This window comes from Marinobacterium iners DSM 11526, from assembly GCF_900107855.1.
GTDB lineage: Bacteria > Pseudomonadota > Gammaproteobacteria > Pseudomonadales > Balneatricaceae > Marinobacterium > Marinobacterium iners.
In genome coordinates, this window is the sequence record NZ_FNRJ01000003.1 from 198,756 (window position 1) to 218,599 (window position 19,844).

Here is a 19,844-nt window from a genome sequence, read left to right on the forward strand (position 1 = left end):
CAATATCAGCCACCAAAGTCGTCCAGCAGGATATTCTCAGGCTCGACACCCATATCTTCAAGCATCTTGATAACGGATGCATTCATCATTGGCGGTCCGCACATGTAGTATTCGCAATCCTCAGGGGCCTCATGCTCCTTCAGATAGTGTTCATACAGCACGTTATGGATGAAGCCCGTATAGCCGGTCCAGTTATCCTCCGGCAGAGGATCGGACAGGGCCAGATGCCAGGTAAAGTTCTCATTCTCTTCAGCCAGCTTGTCGAACTCTTCCACATAGAAAGCCTCACGTACGGATCGAGCACCGTACCAGAAGGAGATCTTGCGCGTAGAGTTAAGACGCTTGAGCTGATCAAAGATGTGTGAGCGCATTGGTGCCATGCCAGCACCACCACCGATGAAGACCATCTCATTATCGGTTTCCTTGGCGAAGAACTCACCGAAGGGTCCGTAAACAGTAATGGTGTCCCCCGGCTTCAGGCTGAAGACGTAAGAAGACATCTGCCCCGGCGGAATGCCCTGGCTGCCCGGAGGCGGCGAGGCAATACGAATATTGAACTTAACCAGTCCACGCTCTTCCGGGTAGTTTGCCATTGAATAGGCACGGATAACCGGCTCATCCACCTTGGAGACAAACTGCCACATATCGAACTTGTCCCAGTCGCCGCGGAACTCTTCCTGGATATCGAAATCCTTGTAGTGCACTTCATGCGGCGGTGCTTCCAACTGTACGTAACCACCGGCGCGGAAATCCACGTTCTCACCTTCAGGCAGACGCAGAGTGAGCTCTTTGATGAAGGTTGCCACGTTCGGGTTGGATTCAACAGTGCACTCCCACTTCTTCACGCCGAAGACATCATCTTCCACGTGGACCTTCATATCCTGCTTAACGGCTACCTGGCAGGACAAACGCCAGCCTTCCTTGCCCTCACGCAGGGTGAAGTGGGATTCTTCGGTCGGCAGCATGGAGCCACCACCATCCAGCACCTGACATTTGCACTGCGCGCAGGTACCGCCACCACCACAGGCAGACGCAAGGAAAATCCCCTTGTCAGCCAGAGTTTGCAGCAGCTTGCCACCTGCAGGAACAGTGATCGATTTTTCCGGATCGTCGTTGATCTCGATGGTCACATTGCCGGAGCTGACCATCTTGGCTCGGGCAGCGAGGATTACGGCTACGAGTGCAAGCACCACCGCCGTGAACATCACTACACCGAGAATGATGACTTCTGTATTCATCGGTTCATCCCATCCTTTTCGCTATTCATGCCAACCGGTTACAGCTGTACGCCGGAGAAGGACATGAAGCCGAGAGACATCAGACCCACGGTAATGAAGGTGATACCCAGACCACGCAGACCGTGCGGTACATCGCTGTACTTCAGCTTTTCACGGATACCTGCCAGCGCAGCAATGGCCAGCGCCCAGCCGATACCGGCGCCAGCGCCGTAGACGACACTCTCACCGAAGGTGTAGTCACGCTCAACCATGAACAAAGCAGCACCCATGATGGCGCAGTTCACGGTAATCAGCGGCAGGAATACGCCCAGCGCGTTGTAGAGGGCCGGTACAAACTTGTCCAGGAACATCTCCAGAATCTGCACAATCGCGGCAATTACGCCAATGTAGGAGATGAAGCCCAGGAAGCTCAGATCCACTTCAGGATAACCGGCCCACGCCAGTGCACCCTCACGCAGCAGGTGGTTATAGATCAGGTTGTTTACCGGCACTGTGATGACCAGCACCACAATAACGGCAATACCCAGACCAATGGCGGTCTGTACCTTCTTCGAAATCGCCAGGAAGGTACACATCCCGAGGAAGAAGGCCAAGGCCATGTTTTCAACGAAAATCGCCTTAACAGCAAGGCTGATCAGCTGTTCCATGATTTACGCAGCCTCCTTCTTGGTGTTCGGAGCCATTTCGTACTCCGGCTTTTCAACCTGCTCCGGCTTCCAGGTACGGATGATCCAGATGAACATGCCGATCAGGAAGAATGCGCTCGGCGGCAGCAATAGCAGACCGTTGCCCTGATACCAGCCCCCGTTGTTGACCAACGGCAGGATTTCAATACCGAACAACGAGCCTGAGCCGAACAGCTCACGGAAGAAACCGACGAACAGTAGCACCACACCGTAGCCCATACCGTTGCCGAGACCGTCCAGAAAGCTCGGGATCGGCGGATTTTTCATCGCATAGGCTTCAGCGCGACCCATCACGATACAGTTGGTGATAATCAGACCAACGAATACCGACAGCTGCTTGGAGATCTCGTAAGCAAAGGCCTTCAGGAACTGGTCTACTACGATTACCAGCGAGGCAATAATGGTCATCTGCACGATGATGCGGATACTGCCCGGAATGTGGTTACGGATCAGCGACACGAAAAAGTTCGAGAACGCCGTTACCACCATAACCGCCAGGGTCATGACCAGCGCCGTCGCCATGTTGGAGGTAACCGCCAGCGCAGAACATACACCCAGAATCTGCAGAGCGATCGGGTTGTTCTTGAAGATTGGCGTTACCAGAACATCTTTAGTCTTGGACATGGATTAAGCCTCCCCTGCACGCAGGTTGTTCAGGAACGGCGCGTAGCCATTCTCGCCCATCCAGAACTGAACCAGGTTGGTGACACCGTTGCCGGTCAGCGTAGCCCCAGACAGACCGTCGATCTTGTGCTCGGCATCGGCTGTAGAGGCGTCAACACTGCCCTTGATCAGCTGGATTTTCGGATCCATCTTGTCTTCACCGTAGACTTCCTTACCCGGCCATAGCGCTTTCCAGGCAGGATTGTCGACTTCGCCACCCAGCCCCGGGGTCTCGGCGTGCGAGTAGAAGCCAAGCCCTACCACGGTGTTCAGATCGCCTTCCAGCGCCAGGAATCCGTAAAGGGTGGACCAAAGACCCTTGCCATGAACCGGCAGGACTACCTTCTCGACAGCGCCGTTGGCACTTTCAACCAGGTAGACCGGTTGCACACGCGCAATGGTCTTGATACCGGCCTGATCTTCATCACGGCTCAGACGAATGTTCTGCGCAGGATCCTTTGCAGCCTTGGTTTCGTCATAACTGGACGCAACATCAACGAACTTGCCAGTTTCCAGATCAACATATTTGGTCGTGATTTGCTGGAACAGCTCGTCAACACTCTTAGCAGGATCACTGATACCGGCCGCAGCAAGAATGTTGCTCTTGCGGTCCAGTTCTTTGTTGGCAACCTGCTTGGGCTTGAGGATTACCGCCGCCGCCGACACCACTACCGAGCAGATAACACACAGCAGGATGGTGACCAGCAGGGTTTTACCCATAGTATCGTTATTAGCCGACATTACGCTTCATCCTCCGCTTAATGTTCGCCTGGACAACGAAGTTGTCGATCAGCGGTGCAAACAGGTTGGCAAACAGAATGGCCAGCATCATACCTTCCGGGAACGCCGGGTTGGCCACACGGATCAGCACTACCATCACACCGATCAGCGCGCCGAAGAACCACTTACCGGTGTTGGTCATGGATGCAGACACGGGGTCGGTCGCCATGAAAATCATACCGAAAGCGAAGCCACCCAGAACCAAGTGCCAATAGAACGGCATGTTGAACATCGGGTTGGTATCGGAGCCGATCAGGTTGAACAGCGTGGACGTGGCCACCATGCCAAGGAATACGCCCGCAACGATTCGCCAAGCCGCAATCCGGGCAAACAGGATAACCGCACCACCGATTAGAATCGCCAGAGTGGACGTTTCACCCACCGAGCCTTGAATGGTACCGATGAAAGCATCGAACCAGGTTACGTTCGCAGCCAGAATCGCTTCAACGCCGCCCATGGCAGCCAGACCCAGCGGGGTTGCTCCAGAGAAGCCGTCAACAGCGGTCCAGATCGCATCACCTGACATCTGTGCCGGGTAGGCAAAGAAGAGGAATGCACGACCGGTCAACGCCGGGTTGAGGAAGTTTTTGCCGGTACCGCCGAATACTTCCTTACCGATCACCACACCGAAGCTGATACCCAGTGCAACCTGCCACAGCGGGATGGTCGGCGGCAGAATAAGCGAGAACAGGATGGAGGTCACGAAGAAGCCTTCGTTCACTTCATGCCCGCGCTTCATGGCAAACAGCACTTCCCAGAAGCCACCAACAATAAATGTCACTGCATAAATCGGTAGCCAGTAGACAGCACCGTGAATGATGTTGTCCCACACGCTGTCCGGGCTGAACCCGGTCAGTGATGCAGCCAGCGCACCACGCCAGCCGGTAGACTCGGTCAGGCCCAAATCCGCCATGGCGGTATTGGCCTGCAGGCCTATGTTGTACATCCCGAAGAAGATCGCCGGGAAAGTACACAGCCACACCAGAATCATGATGCGCTTCAGGTCAACACCATCACGTACATGAGCGGCGTTTTTGGTGACCTGGCCGGGTGTGTAGAAAATGGTATCCACTGCTTCATACAGGGCGTACCAGTTCTCGTATTTGCCGCCTTTATGGAAATGCGGCTCCATTTTATCCAGAACGGTTCTTAAACTCATGACCAGCCTCTCTTACGCCTCTTTCTCGATGCGCGTCAGGTTGTCGCGAAGAATCGGACCGTACTCGTACTTACCAGGGCACGCAAACGTGCACAGTGCGAGGTCCTCTTCATCCAGCTCAAGACAACCGAGCTGCATCGCGGTCACGATATCGCCGGTCACCAGTGCACGCAGCAACTGAGTCGGCAGGATATCCAGCGGCATCAACGTTTCAAACTGACCTACGGGGATCATCGCCCGCTCGGATCCGTTTGTCGTTGTGGTGAAGTTGAATTTCTTGCCCGGTGAAAGCACGGACGCAAACATGTTCAAGACAGAGAACTTATTGCTGCCAGGGGCGATCCAGCCCATAAATTCGCGCTTGTCACCTTCCAGCAGCACGCTCACCTGATTGGCATAACGGCTCAAAAAGGCATGAGCTCCCAGTGCTGCACGGCCGTTCCAGACAGAGCCGCTGATAACACGGTTTTTGCCCGGCAGTAACCGACCGGCAATCAACTCCTCGGTAGAAGCCCCAATACGAGTGCGCACAAGCTGCGGCTTCTCAACCTGAGGACCTGCCAACGCAACAACACGTTCGACCGGCAGACGACCTTCAGTAAACAGGCGTCCAAATGCGATCACGTCCTGATAACCGATGGTCCAGACTGTTTTCTGCTGCGACACCGGGTCCAGGAAGTGTATATGTGTACCGGCATTTCCAGCAGGATGCTTGCCGGCGAACTCGGCCACATCAACACCATCCGCTGTCGGCACGTTGGCGCCGGCAGCCTTGCAGAGATACACCTTGCCACCGCTGAGACAGGTCAGCAGCTTGAGGCCGTTGGTAAATGCGTCAGCCTGCTCATTGATGATCAGCTCAGGACTGGCTGCTAACGGATTGGTATCGATCGCAGTAACGAAAATGGAGTGAGGCGTGGTACCGACCTGAGGCACCCGACTGAAAGGACGGGTACGCAGCGCAGTCCAGAGACCGGATGATTGCAAGCTTTCTTCGATCTGCTCGCGTGTCAGACTGCCCAGTTCATCGGCAGAATATCGAGGGAATTCGACCGCTTCTTCCTGTTCGTCCAGCTCAATGACCACGGATTGCAGTACACGTCGTTCGCCACGGTTGATCGCACGGACCACACCGGCGCCCGGAGCCGTATACTGGACCCCTTCTGTTTTTTTATCGGTAAAGATCACCTGACCGAGTTTCACCCGGTCACCCTCTTTGACCTTCATTGACGGCTTCATGCCGACATAATCCTGGCCAAGGAGAGCCACAGTGCGTACAGCGGGACCATCACTGATGGTCTGCTCGGGCGCACCTGCAATCGGTAGATCCAGACCCTTATTGATCTTGATCATTCGTCTCACCCAACTATCAAAAATATTCAGGAGATCACGCCCCCGCCCAAACGCGGTCAGCCAAAATGAAACTAGCCTTCCGTGCCGGGAAACAGACGCAGGATTCCCACCTAAAAATCCGCACAAGTATAACCGACACCCTTGTCGTTTTTCTACAAGCCACTGATTTCCTGAGCTGGAACAGAGTGATAAAAAGGCATATACGAATAGATCGTATAGGAATATATATATTATATTTAAGAATATAATATCTCAGAAACAAAAAAGGCCACCCAACACGGGCAGCCCTTTTCAACAGCACAGGTAAACAGACGCTTACTTGCTGTTTTTCGGGAACGCCTGCAAAGTGCACTTGGCCAGATGCTGTGCCATGCGAACCACCTGACAGCTGTAACCAAATTCGTTGTCATACCATACGTACAGCACGCAACGATTGCCATCCACGATGGTTGCAAGGGCATCGACCACACCAGCCGCACGCGATCCTACAAAGTCACTGGAAACCGCTTCCGGCGAGTTGCTGTAGTCGATCTGCTTTTGCAGATCAGAGTGCAGTGCTGCATCGCGCAGGAAGGCATTCAGCTCGTCTTTGTCGGTGGACTTTTCCAGGTTCAGGTTCAGGATCGCCATTGACACGTTCGGCGTCGGCACGCGAATCGCATTACCGGTCAGCTTGCCTTCCAGCTCCGGCAGCGCCTTGGCAACGGCTTTGGCAGCACCGGTCTCGGTCAGAACCATGTTCAGCGCAGCCGCACGACCGCGGCGATCACCCTTGTGGTAGTTGTCGATCAGGTTCTGGTCGTTGGTGTAGGAATGCACAGTTTCAACATGTCCATTCACGACACCAAACTGATCATTAACCGCTTTGAGTACCGGCACGATAGCGTTGGTGGTACATGAGGCAGCGGACAGCACACGGTCATCATCATTGATGTCGTTATGGTTAACACCCATAACAATGTTTTTGACGCCCTTACCCGGCGCCGTCAACAGCGCACGCGCGACACCCTTGGACTGCAGGTGCAGTGACAAGCCTGCTTCATCGCGCCATTTGCCGGTGTTGTCGATCACCAGCGCGTTCTTGATGCCGTACTGGGTATAGTCAACCTGGTCCGGACCATCGGCAAAAATCACCTTAATGTAATTGCCGTTAGCGATGATCGCATTGCTTTCTTCATCGATCTGGATGGTGCCCTTGAAGGAGCCGTGAACCGAGTCACGACGCAGAAGACTGGCACGCTTCTCAAGATCGTTATCGGCGTTACCCTTGCGTACAACAATGGCACGCAGGCGCAGGGAATGGCCACCGCCAGCACGATCCAGCATCAGACGCGCCAACAGGCGACCGATACGGCCAAAGCCGTACAATACAACATCGGTCGATTCGTGCGCTTCAGCCGGCTCGGTAGAAGCGTCGGCCAGCTCATCAGCAAGGAAGGCCTGCAGGGTGCGGCCATTACCTTCGTTGCGGAATTTTACCGCCAGTTTGCCAATATCGATGTGAGCATTGGTCACATCCATTTCGGCCACGGCTTCCAGTACCGGGAAGGTATCCACTACGGACAGCTCTTCAGCTTCCAGCTGACGCACAAAACGATGTGCCTTGAGAATATTGATCACAGACCGCTTGACGATCAGACGACCATAGACAGAGATCTCTACGTTTCGGTCACGATACAGACGACCCACCAGCGGCACCATCGCTTCCGCGATCGCTTCACGGGCTTTCCAGTCTGCAAAAATCAGTTCTTGGCTCACGGGGTAACTCCGAAATTGTCAACGCTCAATTTGGGTGCGCGCATTATCCTCTTTTCACACGGTCGGGGCAAACCTGACAAGGCTAGACTTTGGTCCCCTTGCTGTCGTGAGGCTGCGTTTTGCAGTTTCAACGGTTAAACTGCTCGCCTTTACAACCTGAAGGGAGAGACAGCATTGGCGGTCGAATTCAACTTTCCATTACCCAAGGGCCCCGGTGACATCCGCCGTCTGGGTCAGGTACAGGGCAGTGCCACCGGCCTGTTGACACAGCAGATCGCTTGCCGTCATAACGGCTTGATGCTGCTGATCTGTCAAGATATGGAAAGCGCGGAGCGGCTGCAGAATGAGGTCAGGTTCTACAGTTGTGACCAACTGCCGGTGCGCTTGCTGCCCGACTGGGAGATTCTGCCCTATGACAGTTTTTCACCGCATCAGGACATTATTTCCACACGCATCCAGACATTGCACCAACTCCCGGAACAGAAACACGGTGTGCTGATTCTGCCGATCAGCACACTGATGCACCGCCTTCCCCCACTGAGCTTCATTACCGCCAGCGCTCTGTTTCTTGAGCCTGGACAGAAACTCGACAGCATCGCCTTGCGCCAACGCTTCACGGACGCCGGCTACACTGCCGTAGATACTGTCTATGAGCATGGTGAATTTGCCATCCGCGGCGCAATTATCGACCTGTATCCCATGGGATCTGAGTTGCCGCTGCGCATCGACCTGTTCGATGATGAAATTGACACCATCCGAACATTTGACCCGGAAAGCCAACGCTCCATCGACAAGGTGGATCGGGTAAGACTGTTGCCTGCAAAAGAGTTCCCGTTTCATCAAGATGCCATCACCCGCTTCAAGCAGCGCTGGCGTGAACGCTTTGATGTGGATCACACCCGCTGCCCCATATACCAGGATGTATCCAGCGGACTGACGCCGCCGGGTATCGAATACTACGCCCCACTCTTTTTCGAACAGTCAGCAACCCTGTTTGACTATCTGCCCGAAAACACACTGATTCTTCATGACCGACAACTCAACTCGGCAGCCGAACACTTCTACCATGATGTACGCCAACGCCACGATGAACGCCGAGGTGACCTGCAGCGCCCGATACTTTCCCCTGACGAGCTGTTTCTTTCAGCTGAAGAGCTTTTCAGCACTCTGCGACAACGCCCCGTCATCCGTCTCAATGAAGAGGCGGAAGAGCTCAAGCCTGGCCGTGACAACCTGCCCTGTGTCGACCTGCCCGACTTCAGCACGGATGACCGCCAGACACCGCTGGCCTCTCTTCAGGCATATCGACAGCATGACACTACGCCGATCCTGATCTGTGCGGAGTCAGCCGGTCGCCGTGAGGCCTTGCTGGAACATGCACGCAAGGCCGGACTTGATCTTGCTGAGTGTGATAACTGGTCGGATTTCATTTCACAAAGGCCCAACCTGGCCATCACCACCTTCGCACTGGAGCGTGGACTGTTCATACCAGGCCAGCTGCAGCTGATCACAGAAACACAGCTATTCGGACGCCAGGTATTTCAACGTCGTCGGCGTGAAAAACAGCAAATCGACTCGGATCAGGCCATTCGCCACCTGTCCGAACTGACCATAGGTGCACCGGTAGTGCACCTTGATCATGGTGTTGGCCGCTATCAGGGCATGCAAACCATTAGTGTCGATCAACAGCCTGCCGAATTTCTGGTGCTTGAATATGCCGATGAGGCCAAACTGTATGTGCCGGTATCCTCACTACATCTGATCGGTCGGTACTCCGGTGCCAGCGACGAATCAGCCCCATTGCACCGATTGGGGACAGAGCAGTGGAGCAAGGCACGGCGCAAGGCAGCCGAAAAGGTTCGTGACTCTGCTGCCGAGCTGCTCGACATCTATGCACGCCGTGCTGCACGCAAGGGGTTCAGTTTTGATTGCAGCGAGGCTGAATATGCGCGCTTTGCAGCCAGTTTCCCATTTGAGGAAACCCCGGACCAAGCCAATACCATTAATGCAGTGGTAGGTGACATGCGCGCTGCGGCGCCCATGGATCGGCTGGTGTGTGGCGACGTCGGCTTCGGCAAGACTGAGGTTGCCATGCGCGCGGCCTTTATCGCGGTACAGAGTGGCAAGCAGGTCGCCGTACTGGTACCCACCACGCTGCTGGCACAACAGCATTTTGAAAACTTCCGTGACCGTTTTGCCGATTGGCCCGTTGAAGTGGAGCTGATTTCGCGCTTCAAAAGCGCCAAACAACAACAGGCCACTCTTCTCGCACTCAGCGAGGGCAAGGTCGACATCCTGATCGGCACGCATAAACTGCTGCAGGGGGATATCCGTTTCAGTGATCTGGGACTGTTGATTATTGATGAAGAACACCGCTTTGGCGTCCAACAAAAAGAGCGACTCAAATCGCTGCGTTCAGAAGTCGATATTCTGACCCTGACGGCAACCCCGATTCCACGAACGCTTAACATGGCCATGTCCGGTATCCGTGATTTGTCGATTATTGCCACTCCGCCAGCCCGCCGCCTGTCGGTCAAAACCTTTGTGCGCCAGAATGATGCACCCATGGTGAAGGAAGCGATCCTGCGTGAGCTGCTGCGTGGCGGCCAGGTGTACTACCTCCACAACGAGGTCAAGACGATCGAGAAGGTTGCCGAGGAGATAGCGGCTCTGGTACCGGAAGCAAGGGTGGCCATTGGCCATGGTCAGATGCGCGAGCGTGAGCTGGAGCAGGTCATGAGCGACTTTTATCACAAGCGCTTTAACGTACTGGTCTGCACCACCATCATTGAAACCGGCATTGATGTACCCAGTGCCAACACCATTATTATTGATCGCGCCGACAAATTCGGCCTGGCCCAGCTGCATCAGCTGCGGGGTCGTGTAGGCCGCTCTCACCATCAGGCCTATGCCTACCTGTTAACACCGCCAGTTCGGGCCATTACACAGGATGCGATCAAACGACTGGAAGCGATCAGCGAGGCCAACACCCTTGGAGCCGGTTTTACCCTTGCCACCCATGATCTGGAGATCCGTGGTGCGGGTGAGCTGCTGGGCGAAGAGCAAAGCGGTCAGATGCAAAGTGTTGGCTTCGGTCTGTATATGGAAATGCTGGATCAGGCGATCAAGGCGATCCGCGAGGGCAAGACTCCTGATCTGGACAAGCCTCTGCATCATGGCTGCGAGATCAACCTGCACCTGCCCGCACTGATTCCGGATGACTATCTGCCGGACGTACATAATCGACTGATCATCTACAAACGCATAGCCAATGCTGCTGATGCCAACGCACTTGATGAACTGCAGGTTGAAATGATTGATCGCTTTGGCCTGCTGCCCGAACCGACCCGCAACCTGATGAGACTGACGCATCTCAAACTGAAAGCGGAAGCCCTGGGCATCGTCAAGCTTGATGCCGGCGACAAGGCCGGTCGCATCGAGTTTGAAGCCGAGCCGAACATCGATCCACTGACACTGATCACCATGATTCAGCGCCAACCTCAGCGCTTCCGTCTGGACGGTGCCAGCGTATTGCGGTTTACTCAACCCATGGAAAAGGTCGCGTCCCGCTTTGAAGCGGTCGAGTCACTGCTCACCCAACTGTCACCCAAAGAGAAAGAGTAATCCTATGCCCGGTTTACTGCAACGCACCCTGACACTGGTAACCCTTTCAAGCCTGACGGCAATGGCCAGCGCCGCCAACCTGTACAAGGTCGAAATGCTGGTGTTTGCCAATCAAAACGGAATCGGTGTGAACGAGGAATATTGGCCGGATATCGCACCTGCCGACGTCAGTGGTGCCGTATTCCCACGCAGCTGGGACGGCTACCCTCTACAGGCCTTTGAGGAGCTGCCACGCAACGATCTGCGTTTGAGTGCAGATGCCAGCCGTCTGGCCCGCAGCAGCGAGTACAAAGTGCTGTATCACAGCGGATGGCTACAATCCATTGGCAGCAAAAGCCAGGCACGACCCGTGCGCATCAAAGCCAGTACTGAAGGCTACGAGCTGGACGGTTCAATCAGCATCTACCGCAATCGCTTTCTGCACGCTCAGCCAAGCTTGCAACTAAGCAGCCACGGATCGATGCAGCAGACACTGTCTGAAACCGACAGCAGCGACCGCTATAGCCCTGCTGCATGGCTACTGCAGGATGCCCGCCGCATGCGCTCCAACGAGATACATTACATTGATCACCCGCATATGGGCGTGCTTTTGATCATTCGTCCTGTCGGTAACTGAATCGGCTTAACGGGCTTTCAAACTGCATTTAGCTGACTGAAGCGGCTGTCGGGGATAGCCGCCAAAGCCTGTGGCGATCCTTCCTCAATCACCCGCCCCTTGTCCAGTATCACAACACGATCAAACAACGCTGCCGTTTGCAGATGGTGACTGATCATCACCAGTGTTCGTTCGGGGTAAAGCCGCAACACATTCTCCACAACGGCGGCTTCCGTTGCGGCATCAAGCCCCTCGGTTGGCTCATCAAGCAGTAGGATGGGGGCGTCACGCAATAGCGCCCTTGCCAGTGCCAGCCGCTTGCGCTGCCCCCCTGAAAGGCGGCTGCCAGACTCGCCTATTGAGTATGCAAGAGGCTCTTCGCCCAACTCCATATCCAGTCGCACAGCTGCCAGTACCGATGCCATATCGGCCTCATCGGCACTCACATTGGCCAGGGCAAGGTTATCGGCGACAGTACCGGCAAAGAGCTGAACCGGTTGTGATAGCACACCCATCTGAGCTCTCAGGGTTGATTCACTGTAGCAGGCAACCGGCTGACCACCCAACAACACATGTCCCTGTTGCGGATCATGGAATCGCGCCAGCAAGCTGATAAGCGTGCTCTTGCCGCTGCCGGTATGCCCCAGCAGCAGTATTTTTTCTCCGGCCGATACCTGTAGTGAGAACTTCTCAAGTACCGCTGATGAAGAACGATCATAATGAAAATATACCTGATCAAAACTGAAGCTGCCGGGCAGCGACACTGGAGCTTCATCGGCTGGCGGATAGTGGATCAGCGGGGCGGTTGCAGCAACTTCCTGCAGGCGTGCAGCCGCACGGCGAGTTTTGCCAAGATACTGATATGCCAGAGATAGTGGAGCCACAACTTCAAACACAGCCAACACACAGAACAGCACCATGGCCAGCTGAGCAGGTTCAAGCCTGCCATCGTATACGCGCTCAACACCCATAGCCAAAGCCAGCAGGCCAGTTGTACCACCAATAAATACGATCAGCGCCGTCATCAGCCCCGTCAGCAGCGTCATGCGCAGCTGGGTTTTCTGCAGCCTCGCCTCCTCGGCAGCGGTAGCATCAATCGCTCGCTGAACACCGCCATAGATGTACAGGTCGGCCAGCCCCTGTACCAACCCTATCAGCCGTTGACGCAGGCGAGCGGTCGCCACTACCTGCTGCTCGCCCACATGACGTGCTGACAAGTGTGCCAGCAGTGGCGTGATCACTCCTGCCAGCAATAACCCCACAGCTGTCAGCAACGCTATCCCAGGGCTGTACAGTGCCAGAAAACCCAATACCAGTGCCGACACCAGTAACGCAAGTACGCTGGGAGCCAGTACACGCAGATACAGGTTATCCAGCGCATTTACATCAGCGATAAGGCGGCTCAAAAGGTCAGCGGAGCGAAACTGCTGCAACCGAGCAGGGCCAAGCGGCTCAAGGCAACGATAGAACCAGCTGCGTAGATCGGCCAGCAGACGGAAGGTTGCTTCGTGGGTTGTTACCCGCTCAAAATAGCGCCCAACTGTTCTGGCGATGGCAAAACCTCGCACGCCAGCCCCCGGCGTAAAGTAGTTGAACTGCTGGGCTGTGACCGCACTGATGCCAGCCAGAGCCGCTGCCGAAATGAACCAGCCTGACAGGGTCATCAGGCCGATACTGGCCAGCAGCGTGACCAGGCCCAGCAAAGTGCCAAGCAGGACCCAGTTCAAGTGTGGTCGCATCAGCCCAACGAATGGACGCAATTCTTTCATGTCGCGCCTCCGACTTCGGGTGCGTCTGTATTCAAGAGGCTCAGCTGCCCGTTCTCAAGCTGCCATACCTCATCCGCCCGCAGCATCGAGGAGCGCCGATGTGTCAGCATCAGCACCAGCCTGCCTGCACACAGCGTCTGCAGAGACTCCAGCACCAGCTGCTCACTGTCTCGGTCAAGGTTTGCAGTAGGCTCATCCAGCAACAATACCGGCGCATCCTTAAGAAAGGCTCGTGCCAGCGCCAGGCGCTGAATTTGTCCGCCGGAAAAACCACTTCCCAGCTCTCCCACAATAGTATCGAGACCGTCAGGAAGGCGCTGTACAAATTCCAGTGCATTGGCTTGCTCCAGTGCCAAATACAGAGCATGCTCGCTGGCATCGGGTGCTGCCAACAGCAGGTTATCGCGCAGACTGCCCGGAAACAGTGTTGTATGCTGACTGACCCAGGCAACCTGTTCCAGCCAAGCATAACTGCCTACCATATCCAGCGGTGTCTGATTAACCTTAACCTGACCTTCGCTGAGTTGGCGAAATCCCAGAAGTACTTGCAGCAGGGATGACTTGCCCGCACCACTCGGGCCCACCAGTGCAACAATTCGGCCTCGCTGAAGCGTCAGATTCACGCCCGTAAATACTGGCGTCTGGCGCCCGGGGTAAGTCAGTCCCGCACCCTCAAGGCTAATCTGATGGACAGTAGCATCCAAACCCGCTCCCTCTCCGGCTATCGCTTTGGGGGTAGCCTCCAGCAGTTCACGCAGCTTGTCGGCGGCAGCCACCGCTTCCTGTCGCGCATGATAATGCGTGCCCAGTTCTCGTAAAGGAAGGTAAAACTCCGGCGCCAGCAGCAGTATAAACAATCCCTGGTAAAGGTTGACCGGCGCGTCCCAGTAACCAAAGTCCAGGTGGCCAAGAAAGCTGAAACCCAAATAAACCGCGACTACGGCAATGGATATGGAGGCGAAGAATTCAAGCACCGCCGACGACAAGAATGCCAATCGAAGCACCTGCATCGTACGTTGACGAAACTCATCAGCCCCGGCCTCAATCACCTCCACCTGGGCTCGACTGCGATCAAACAGTTTCAGCGTAACGATACCCTGTACGACATCAAGAAAGTGGGACCCCAGTTGCGACAGCGCGGCGAAGTTACGTCGGTTGGCTTCAGCTGCACGGGTGCCGACCAGCGCCATGAAGAGCGGCACCAGAGGTGCCGTAATCAGGAAAATCAGCCCTGCCGCCCAGTTTACCGGGAATATGAAGGCGAGTATGACCAGCGGCAACATTGCCGCCAACGCCATTTGTGGCAAATAGCGGGCAAAAAAACCATCCAGCGCTTCAACCTGCTCAAGAAGAATGCTGCTCAGTTCACCGCTGCGCTGATCACCCGTATAGGCGGGTCCCAGCCGATTGATATGATTAAGCAGCAATCCTCTCAGGCTTCGCCTGATCCGAATCGATGCCTGCTGTCCAGCCCACTCCTTTACAACACCCAGCAGAGCTCTGAGCAACAGTGCCGCCAGCAACATCAACAGCAATGGCGTGTGCTGTGCAAGAGACTGCCCGCTGAACAGGGTGCCATCGACAACTCTGGCCAGCAGGTGGGCCTGAACAATCAGCATCAGACCGATACCAACCCCTGCTGCCACGCTCAGCCAAACCCAGCGTTTTTCCTGTTTGCCAAGCTGCTGTAGCCAGCGCTTTTGCTCCCGCTCCTGCAAGCGGCTCATGCCTGCTGCCCCGTTTCGGTCGGCCGTTGTGATACAGGTTCCGGCAACTCCGGCTCGCCTGCGGCAAGGTGAATGGTCTGAGTCGGGAAGGCAAATTCGGCTCCGTGACTGAAAATAATATCCGCTATTTTCAACATCACATCCTGTTTGATTTCGTGATACTTAACCCATTGTATGGTTTTGGTGAAGGTATACACCATAAAGTCGAGAGAGGATGGCCCAAAGCGGTTCAGCTGTACTATGATCGTCTGACGTGTATCGATTTCCGGATGATTGCGAATCATCTCGCGTACGTCATCAATGATTGCCCTGACCTTGTCTGCATCATCATAGCGGACCCCCACATGCTCAAAAATACGCCTGTTGCGCATCCGTGAGGGGTTTTCTACCGAGATGCTGGTAAAGGTCGCGTTTGGGACGTACAGGGGCCTTTGATCAAAGGTCCGGATGCGAGTCAGGCGCCAGCCGATGTACTCGACGGTCCCTTCTATCTCCTTATCGGGGGAGCGCACCCAGTCACCTACTCGAAACGGGCGATCCATATAAATCATCAGGCCACCGAAAAAGTTGGCCAGTAGATCCTTGGCAGCGAAGCCTACCGCGATACCGCCGATACCGCCAAATGCCAGGATGCCGGAAATACTGACACCTGAAGATTGCAGTACCGTTAGCCCAGCAAGAATGAACACAACCAGTCGCAGCAGCTTGGCAACAGCATCTGCGGTTGTGCGATCCACCTGTTTACGGCCGGCAACGGGCGTTGTCAGGTACTTTTCCCCTGCCTTGATAAAACGAATCACTCCCCAAGCCAAGAGGATGATGACCCCTAGTCGACGAAGGTCACCGCCTACTTCGGTGCTGACCGGCAGGCCGTTTCGGCTGAAAATTTCCAGCAACAGGGATACACCAGTGACCCAAATCAGAATACGCAGCGGTGTTCTGATCGATTTTAAGAGCAAATCGTCCCAGGCAGGGGCTTTCTGACTCAAGTGGTGAATCAAGCGCCCCATCACCCAGTTGAATACGATGGTTAACAGCCAGACCAGAACCACAACTGTTGCAGCAGCCACCTGCCAGCCGTAGTCCTCCAGCACGGGCCACTGTTTAAACAGAGGAGCCAGCAGCGGTTTCAGCAGCTGTTCAAGCATCAGATCTCCTTGAGTAACTCTGCCGCCAGCTGGCGGCTTTCATTCAGCCGATCAGAATCCGGAATCCGCGCAGGACGTGCGCGCATCCTGGCCAAGCGATGTGAGGCAGCAACCGAACCAGCCTGCAGATGTTCCAGAACCTGTCCTGCGCCGTCAGGATGATTACAGACCAGTACCATGTCACAACCGGCTGCAAGCGCACGATCACAGCGTTCTGCATAGCTGCCGGCCTGGCTGGCGCCCTCCATGCTGAGATCGTCACTGAAAATCACACCATCAAAATGCAACCGCTGGCGCAGAACCTGCTGCAGCCAATAACTGGAAAAGCCCGCCGGAGCCGAGCAAACCTGACTGTACACAACGTGTGCCGGCATTACGCCATCAAGCCCGCGTCGGATCAATGCGTCAAATGGCCGCAGATCCTGCTCTTCGATTTCAGCCATGCTGCGTTCATCAATCGGCAGCTCAAGGTGCGAGTCGGCCTGTACCCAGCCATGGCCCGGAAAATGCTTGCCGGTCGCGGCCATCCCGGCTTCATGCATACCGGCCATAACACCACCGGCCAGCTGGATAACCACCTCAGGATCAGCACCGAAGGCGCGGTCTCCAATAACACTGCTCTGACCCCAGTCCAGATCCAGCACCGGGGCAAAGCTGATATCGATATCAAACCGGCGAAGCTCTGTCGCCATCAACCAGCCAAGTTCATGGGCACAGGCGATCGCATGATGCGGGTTCTGTAGCCAGCGACGGCCCAAGGCAGCCATGGGCGGCAAACGAGTAAAGCCTTCATGGAAACGCTGGACACGCCCCCCCTCCTGATCAACCGCCACCAGCAGGTCTGCCCGCAAGGCACGAATGGATGTCATCAGTGATTTGAGCTGGTCGGGATTGTCATAGTTGCGGCTGAACAGAATCAGTCCGCCTACCTGGGGACTCTTGATCTGTTCGGTTTCAACTGCATTCAGTGCAGTCCCCTCAATATCAAGCATCAGAACGCCAGTGGTCATGATCTACTCTTCTATCAGAATATCAGTGCCAGGAGAGACCTGTTCAAACAGCTCCAGCAGGTCCGTGTTTCGCATCCGTATACAACCATGAGACAAGGGTGTGCCCATGGGTTCCGTATCCGGGGTGCCATGAATATAGATATACCGCCGCTGGGTATCGACCTCTCCCCCTCTGTTAAAGCCGGGCTCACGGCCACAAAGCCAAAGAATTCGGGTCAATATCCAATCGCGTTCGGGATGAGAAGCTGCCAGATTGTCAGAATAGATCTCGCCCGTTGGTCGGCGACCGACAAATACAGCCCCCAGGGGTTGGTCAGAGCCGATGCAGGCACGAATGAAGTGCCTGCCACGCGGCGTACAGCCACTGCCGTTGCGCTCACCGGCTCCGGCTTTCGCCGTTGACACCGGGTAGCTGTACTCACCCTTTTCGGTAAGCACAAACAGCTGCTGCCGCTTCAGTGAAACCCGCAGCCTAACCTGCATCAGTGGGTTCCGTTGCGGACAGGCGCCTTCATTCCGGCTGAAATTACCGGAATCATTCGAGCCAGAATCTGCTCCAGCTTCACTTCAGTGGCTTCCCCCTGCTGCTCAAGCGCACTCAGTGTGTGCATGTTGGACAGGGTAAAAATCACCGAACCAAGCAGAAAGTGGAGACGCCAGAAGAATTCACGCTCGTCCAGCGGCGCTGCGTCCGCCCTGAAATACTGCAGATAACGATCAAAACGCGCCCCGTAGCGTTCACGCAGGAAAGCCTGAAGATCATGCTGACTGGGCAGATAGGCCTGATCCAGCAATCGCATCAGTACCGAAAGGGCATTCTGGTTTTGACCATGCACATGCACCAGAGCCTGAGCCATCAACTGAAGCAACTGATCAAGACCCGGGGTGGCATCTGCCACATTAAGCTGCACCAGCCCTTTATCGACCTGTTCGCACAATGGTGACAGCGAGCGTTCGGCAACAGAGCGAATCAGTCCGAACTTGGAGCCAAAGTGATAATTGACCGCTGCAAGATTGACTTCAGCAAGCCCCGTAATCTGACGCATGGTGGTTTCCTTGAAGCCCTGTTCGGAGAACAGTTTTTCTGCGGCCTGAATGATCCGCCCAGCCGTATCAGAGGTGTCATACATTTGCAGATCCTCCGGCCGATCCATTAACGATCTCCATCTCATCTCAACTCACGATCCCATACAACATCAAGTATTCAAAAATCGATTCTGTCAGCGTGACAGCAGACGGCTGTTATTCAGGCGTTGCCACCAGCGCAGCAATAGGCTGTCAGATGTCGATACCGCCAGTTGCCCTAACCGCTCCTGTAAACCACGCCTGACCTCATAGCGCAACTCATATACGTCGCAATCCCGACACAGTTTAAACAGATAGTCGTCGCTTGTGCTGATTGCGTCAACGAGCTTTTCATCCAGCGCCCTGCGACCAAACCACACTTCACCCGTCGCAACCTTGTCCAGATCCAGCTGCGGACGGTATTCACGAACAAACGACTTGAACAGAGAGTGGGTGTCTTCCAGCTCCTCGATGAATTTCTCCCGACCTTTTTCGGTGTTTTCGCCGAAAACAGTGAGTGTCCGCTTGTACTCACCCGCGGTCAGTACTTCATAATCCACTTCATGTTTTTTCAGCAGGCGATGGAAGTTGGGCAGCTGCGCAACCACCCCTATTGAGCCAATAACCGCAAAAGGCGCAGCCACAAGATGATCGGCAATACAGGCCATCATGTAACCACCACTGGCCGCTACACGATCAACGCATACCGTCAGCCGAATATTGCCAGCCCGGAACCGCTCCAACTGCGAGCTAGCCAGACCATAGGCATGCACAAGCCCACCCGGACTCTCAAGCCGAACGACCACTTCGTCATCAGCATCGGCGATTGTCAGGACGGCCGTCACCTCTTCCCTCAAATGATCGACATCAGAGGCATGCATGTCACCATCGAAATCAAGCACAAACACACGGTTACGCGGTTTTTCGGGCTCTTCACCCTTCTTCAGGGCTTTCTTCAGCGCCTTGGCTTCAGCCTTTTCCTGCTTGCGGCGCGCTTTCTCATGCTGGCGCGCCAGGGCTTCGTCTACCACTGCCGCTTCGATATCGGTTTTCATGTCTTCGAGATGATCATTCAGGCTTTTGATCTCGATATGACCTTCACGCTGTTCCTTTCTTCGCTCAACCAATGCGGCAAGGCCGCCCAGAAACAACAGAAGCCCGATAATCAGGGTCAGGGTTTTGGCCAGAAACAGGCCATACTCGGCTAAAAACGCTGTCAATCTATCTCTCCGGTCAGGGCTAACGGGTTCACTTCAAAGCCGGGGCTAC

16 protein-coding genes are annotated in these 19,844 nt (G+C 55.1%); 2 read left to right on the forward strand and 14 right to left on the reverse strand.

What is annotated here, in order from left to right:
• Positions 1–5: 5 nt before the first annotated feature.
• From nqrF to BLV48_RS05640, 7 genes are all read right to left on the reverse strand, one after another.
• A complete protein-coding gene (gene nqrF / locus BLV48_RS05605) occupies positions 6–1,238 on the reverse strand; it encodes an NADH:ubiquinone reductase (Na(+)-transporting) subunit F (RefSeq protein WP_091824365.1) in 1,233 nt (410 codons plus the stop codon).
• Positions 1,239–1,276: 38 nt separating this feature from the next.
• Complete coding sequence (nqrE, locus tag BLV48_RS05610) at positions 1,277–1,885, reverse strand: NADH:ubiquinone reductase (Na(+)-transporting) subunit E (RefSeq protein WP_091824368.1); 609 nt, start codon at positions 1,883–1,885, stop codon at positions 1,277–1,279.
• A gap of 3 nt (positions 1,886–1,888) precedes the next feature.
• Positions 1,889–2,548, reverse strand: a complete 660-nt coding sequence (locus tag BLV48_RS05615; RefSeq protein ID WP_091824370.1) for an NADH:ubiquinone reductase (Na(+)-transporting) subunit D — start codon at positions 2,546–2,548, stop codon at positions 1,889–1,891.
• A 3-nt stretch (positions 2,549–2,551) separates the two neighbouring features.
• Positions 2,552–3,328, reverse strand: coding sequence for a Na(+)-translocating NADH-quinone reductase subunit C (locus BLV48_RS05620; RefSeq protein WP_091824373.1), 777 nt, complete (start codon positions 3,326–3,328; stop codon positions 2,552–2,554).
• The gene (locus BLV48_RS05625; RefSeq protein ID WP_091824376.1) at positions 3,318–4,526 is read right to left on the reverse strand and encodes an NADH:ubiquinone reductase (Na(+)-transporting) subunit B; all 1,209 of its coding nucleotides are present in this window, start codon (positions 4,524–4,526) and stop codon (positions 3,318–3,320) included. The genes BLV48_RS05620 and BLV48_RS05625 overlap by 11 nt, the downstream gene beginning before the upstream one ends.
• A gap of 12 nt (positions 4,527–4,538) precedes the next feature.
• Positions 4,539–5,879: a Na(+)-translocating NADH-quinone reductase subunit A gene (locus BLV48_RS05630; protein ID WP_091824379.1), complete on the reverse strand. Its 1,341-nt coding sequence runs from the start codon at positions 5,877–5,879 to the stop codon at positions 4,539–4,541.
• A gap of 315 nt (positions 5,880–6,194) precedes the next feature.
• Positions 6,195–7,637, reverse strand: a complete 1,443-nt coding sequence (locus BLV48_RS05640) for a glyceraldehyde-3-phosphate dehydrogenase (RefSeq protein ID WP_091824384.1) — start codon at positions 7,635–7,637, stop codon at positions 6,195–6,197.
• 174 nt (positions 7,638–7,811) lie between these two features.
• Between BLV48_RS05640 and mfd the strand changes: the two genes are divergently transcribed.
• Both mfd and BLV48_RS05650 read left to right on the forward strand, forming a co-directional pair.
• Positions 7,812–11,261: a transcription-repair coupling factor gene (gene mfd, locus BLV48_RS05645; RefSeq protein ID WP_091824387.1), complete on the forward strand. Its 3,450-nt coding sequence runs from the start codon at positions 7,812–7,814 to the stop codon at positions 11,259–11,261.
• A 4-nt stretch (positions 11,262–11,265) separates the two neighbouring features.
• A complete protein-coding gene (locus BLV48_RS05650; RefSeq protein ID WP_091824390.1) occupies positions 11,266–11,877 on the forward strand; it encodes a peptidoglycan binding protein CsiV in 612 nt (203 codons plus the stop codon).
• Between the two features lie 17 nt (positions 11,878–11,894).
• Here BLV48_RS05650 and cydC read toward each other — a convergent pair whose 3' ends face one another.
• The 7 genes from cydC to sohB all read right to left on the reverse strand — a co-directional run bounded on the left by cydC (position 11,895) and on the right by sohB (position 19,795).
• On the reverse strand, positions 11,895–13,625 hold the full coding sequence (gene cydC / locus BLV48_RS05655; RefSeq protein ID WP_091824393.1) for a thiol reductant ABC exporter subunit CydC: 1,731 nt from the start codon (positions 13,623–13,625) through the stop codon (positions 11,895–11,897).
• Complete coding sequence (gene cydD, locus BLV48_RS05660) at positions 13,622–15,352, reverse strand: thiol reductant ABC exporter subunit CydD (RefSeq protein ID WP_091824396.1); 1,731 nt, start codon at positions 15,350–15,352, stop codon at positions 13,622–13,624. The genes cydC and cydD overlap by 4 nt, the downstream gene beginning before the upstream one ends.
• Positions 15,349–16,500 (reverse strand): mechanosensitive ion channel family protein, encoded by a 1,152-nt coding sequence (locus BLV48_RS05665; RefSeq protein ID WP_091824399.1) that lies wholly within the window; start codon positions 16,498–16,500, stop codon positions 15,349–15,351. Before BLV48_RS05665 ends, cydD begins: the two co-directional genes overlap by 4 nt.
• Positions 16,500–17,510 (reverse strand): beta-N-acetylhexosaminidase, encoded by a 1,011-nt coding sequence (nagZ, locus tag BLV48_RS05670; RefSeq protein ID WP_175527594.1) that lies wholly within the window; start codon positions 17,508–17,510, stop codon positions 16,500–16,502. Before nagZ ends, BLV48_RS05665 begins: the two co-directional genes overlap by 1 nt.
• 3 nt (positions 17,511–17,513) lie before the next feature.
• Positions 17,514–17,993: a L,D-transpeptidase gene (locus BLV48_RS05675; protein ID WP_091824401.1), complete on the reverse strand. Its 480-nt coding sequence runs from the start codon at positions 17,991–17,993 to the stop codon at positions 17,514–17,516.
• The gene (locus BLV48_RS05680; RefSeq protein WP_242530161.1) at positions 17,993–18,664 is read right to left on the reverse strand and encodes a TetR/AcrR family transcriptional regulator; all 672 of its coding nucleotides are present in this window, start codon (positions 18,662–18,664) and stop codon (positions 17,993–17,995) included. The genes BLV48_RS05675 and BLV48_RS05680 overlap by 1 nt, the downstream gene beginning before the upstream one ends.
• Before the next feature lie 66 nt (positions 18,665–18,730).
• The gene (gene sohB / locus BLV48_RS05685; RefSeq protein WP_091824405.1) at positions 18,731–19,795 is read right to left on the reverse strand and encodes a protease SohB; all 1,065 of its coding nucleotides are present in this window, start codon (positions 19,793–19,795) and stop codon (positions 18,731–18,733) included.
• Positions 19,796–19,844 lie beyond the last annotated feature (49 nt).

Bases quoted from the DNA above. Each gene is read 5' to 3' on its own strand.
- BLV48_RS05680 (WP_242530161.1), bottom strand. From the start codon at position 18,664: ATGGATCGGCCGGAGGATCTGCAAATGTATGACACCTCTGATACGGCT.
- nqrF (WP_091824365.1), bottom strand. From the start codon at position 1,238: ATGAATACAGAAGTCATCATTCTCGGTGTAGTGATGTTCACGGCGGTG.
- cydC (WP_091824393.1), bottom strand. From the start codon at position 13,625: ATGAAAGAATTGCGTCCATTCGTTGGGCTGATGCGACCACACTTGAAC.
- BLV48_RS05625 (WP_091824376.1), bottom strand. From the start codon at position 4,526: ATGAGTTTAAGAACCGTTCTGGATAAAATGGAGCCGCATTTCCATAAA.
- BLV48_RS05675 (WP_091824401.1), bottom strand. From the start codon at position 17,993: ATGCAGGTTAGGCTGCGGGTTTCACTGAAGCGGCAGCAGCTGTTTGTG.
- BLV48_RS05615 (WP_091824370.1), bottom strand. From the start codon at position 2,548: ATGTCCAAGACTAAAGATGTTCTGGTAACGCCAATCTTCAAGAACAAC.
- nagZ (WP_175527594.1), bottom strand. From the start codon at position 17,510: ATGACCACTGGCGTTCTGATGCTTGATATTGAGGGGACTGCACTGAAT.
- BLV48_RS05650 (WP_091824390.1), top strand. From the start codon at position 11,266: ATGCCCGGTTTACTGCAACGCACCCTGACACTGGTAACCCTTTCAAGC.
- BLV48_RS05620 (WP_091824373.1), bottom strand. From the start codon at position 3,328: ATGTCGGCTAATAACGATACTATGGGTAAAACCCTGCTGGTCACCATC.
- BLV48_RS05630 (WP_091824379.1), bottom strand. From the start codon at position 5,879: ATGATCAAGATCAATAAGGGTCTGGATCTACCGATTGCAGGTGCGCCC.
- BLV48_RS05665 (WP_091824399.1), bottom strand. From the start codon at position 16,500: ATGCTTGAACAGCTGCTGAAACCGCTGCTGGCTCCTCTGTTTAAACAG.
- cydD (WP_091824396.1), bottom strand. From the start codon at position 15,352: ATGAGCCGCTTGCAGGAGCGGGAGCAAAAGCGCTGGCTACAGCAGCTT.
- nqrE (WP_091824368.1), bottom strand. From the start codon at position 1,885: ATGGAACAGCTGATCAGCCTTGCTGTTAAGGCGATTTTCGTTGAAAAC.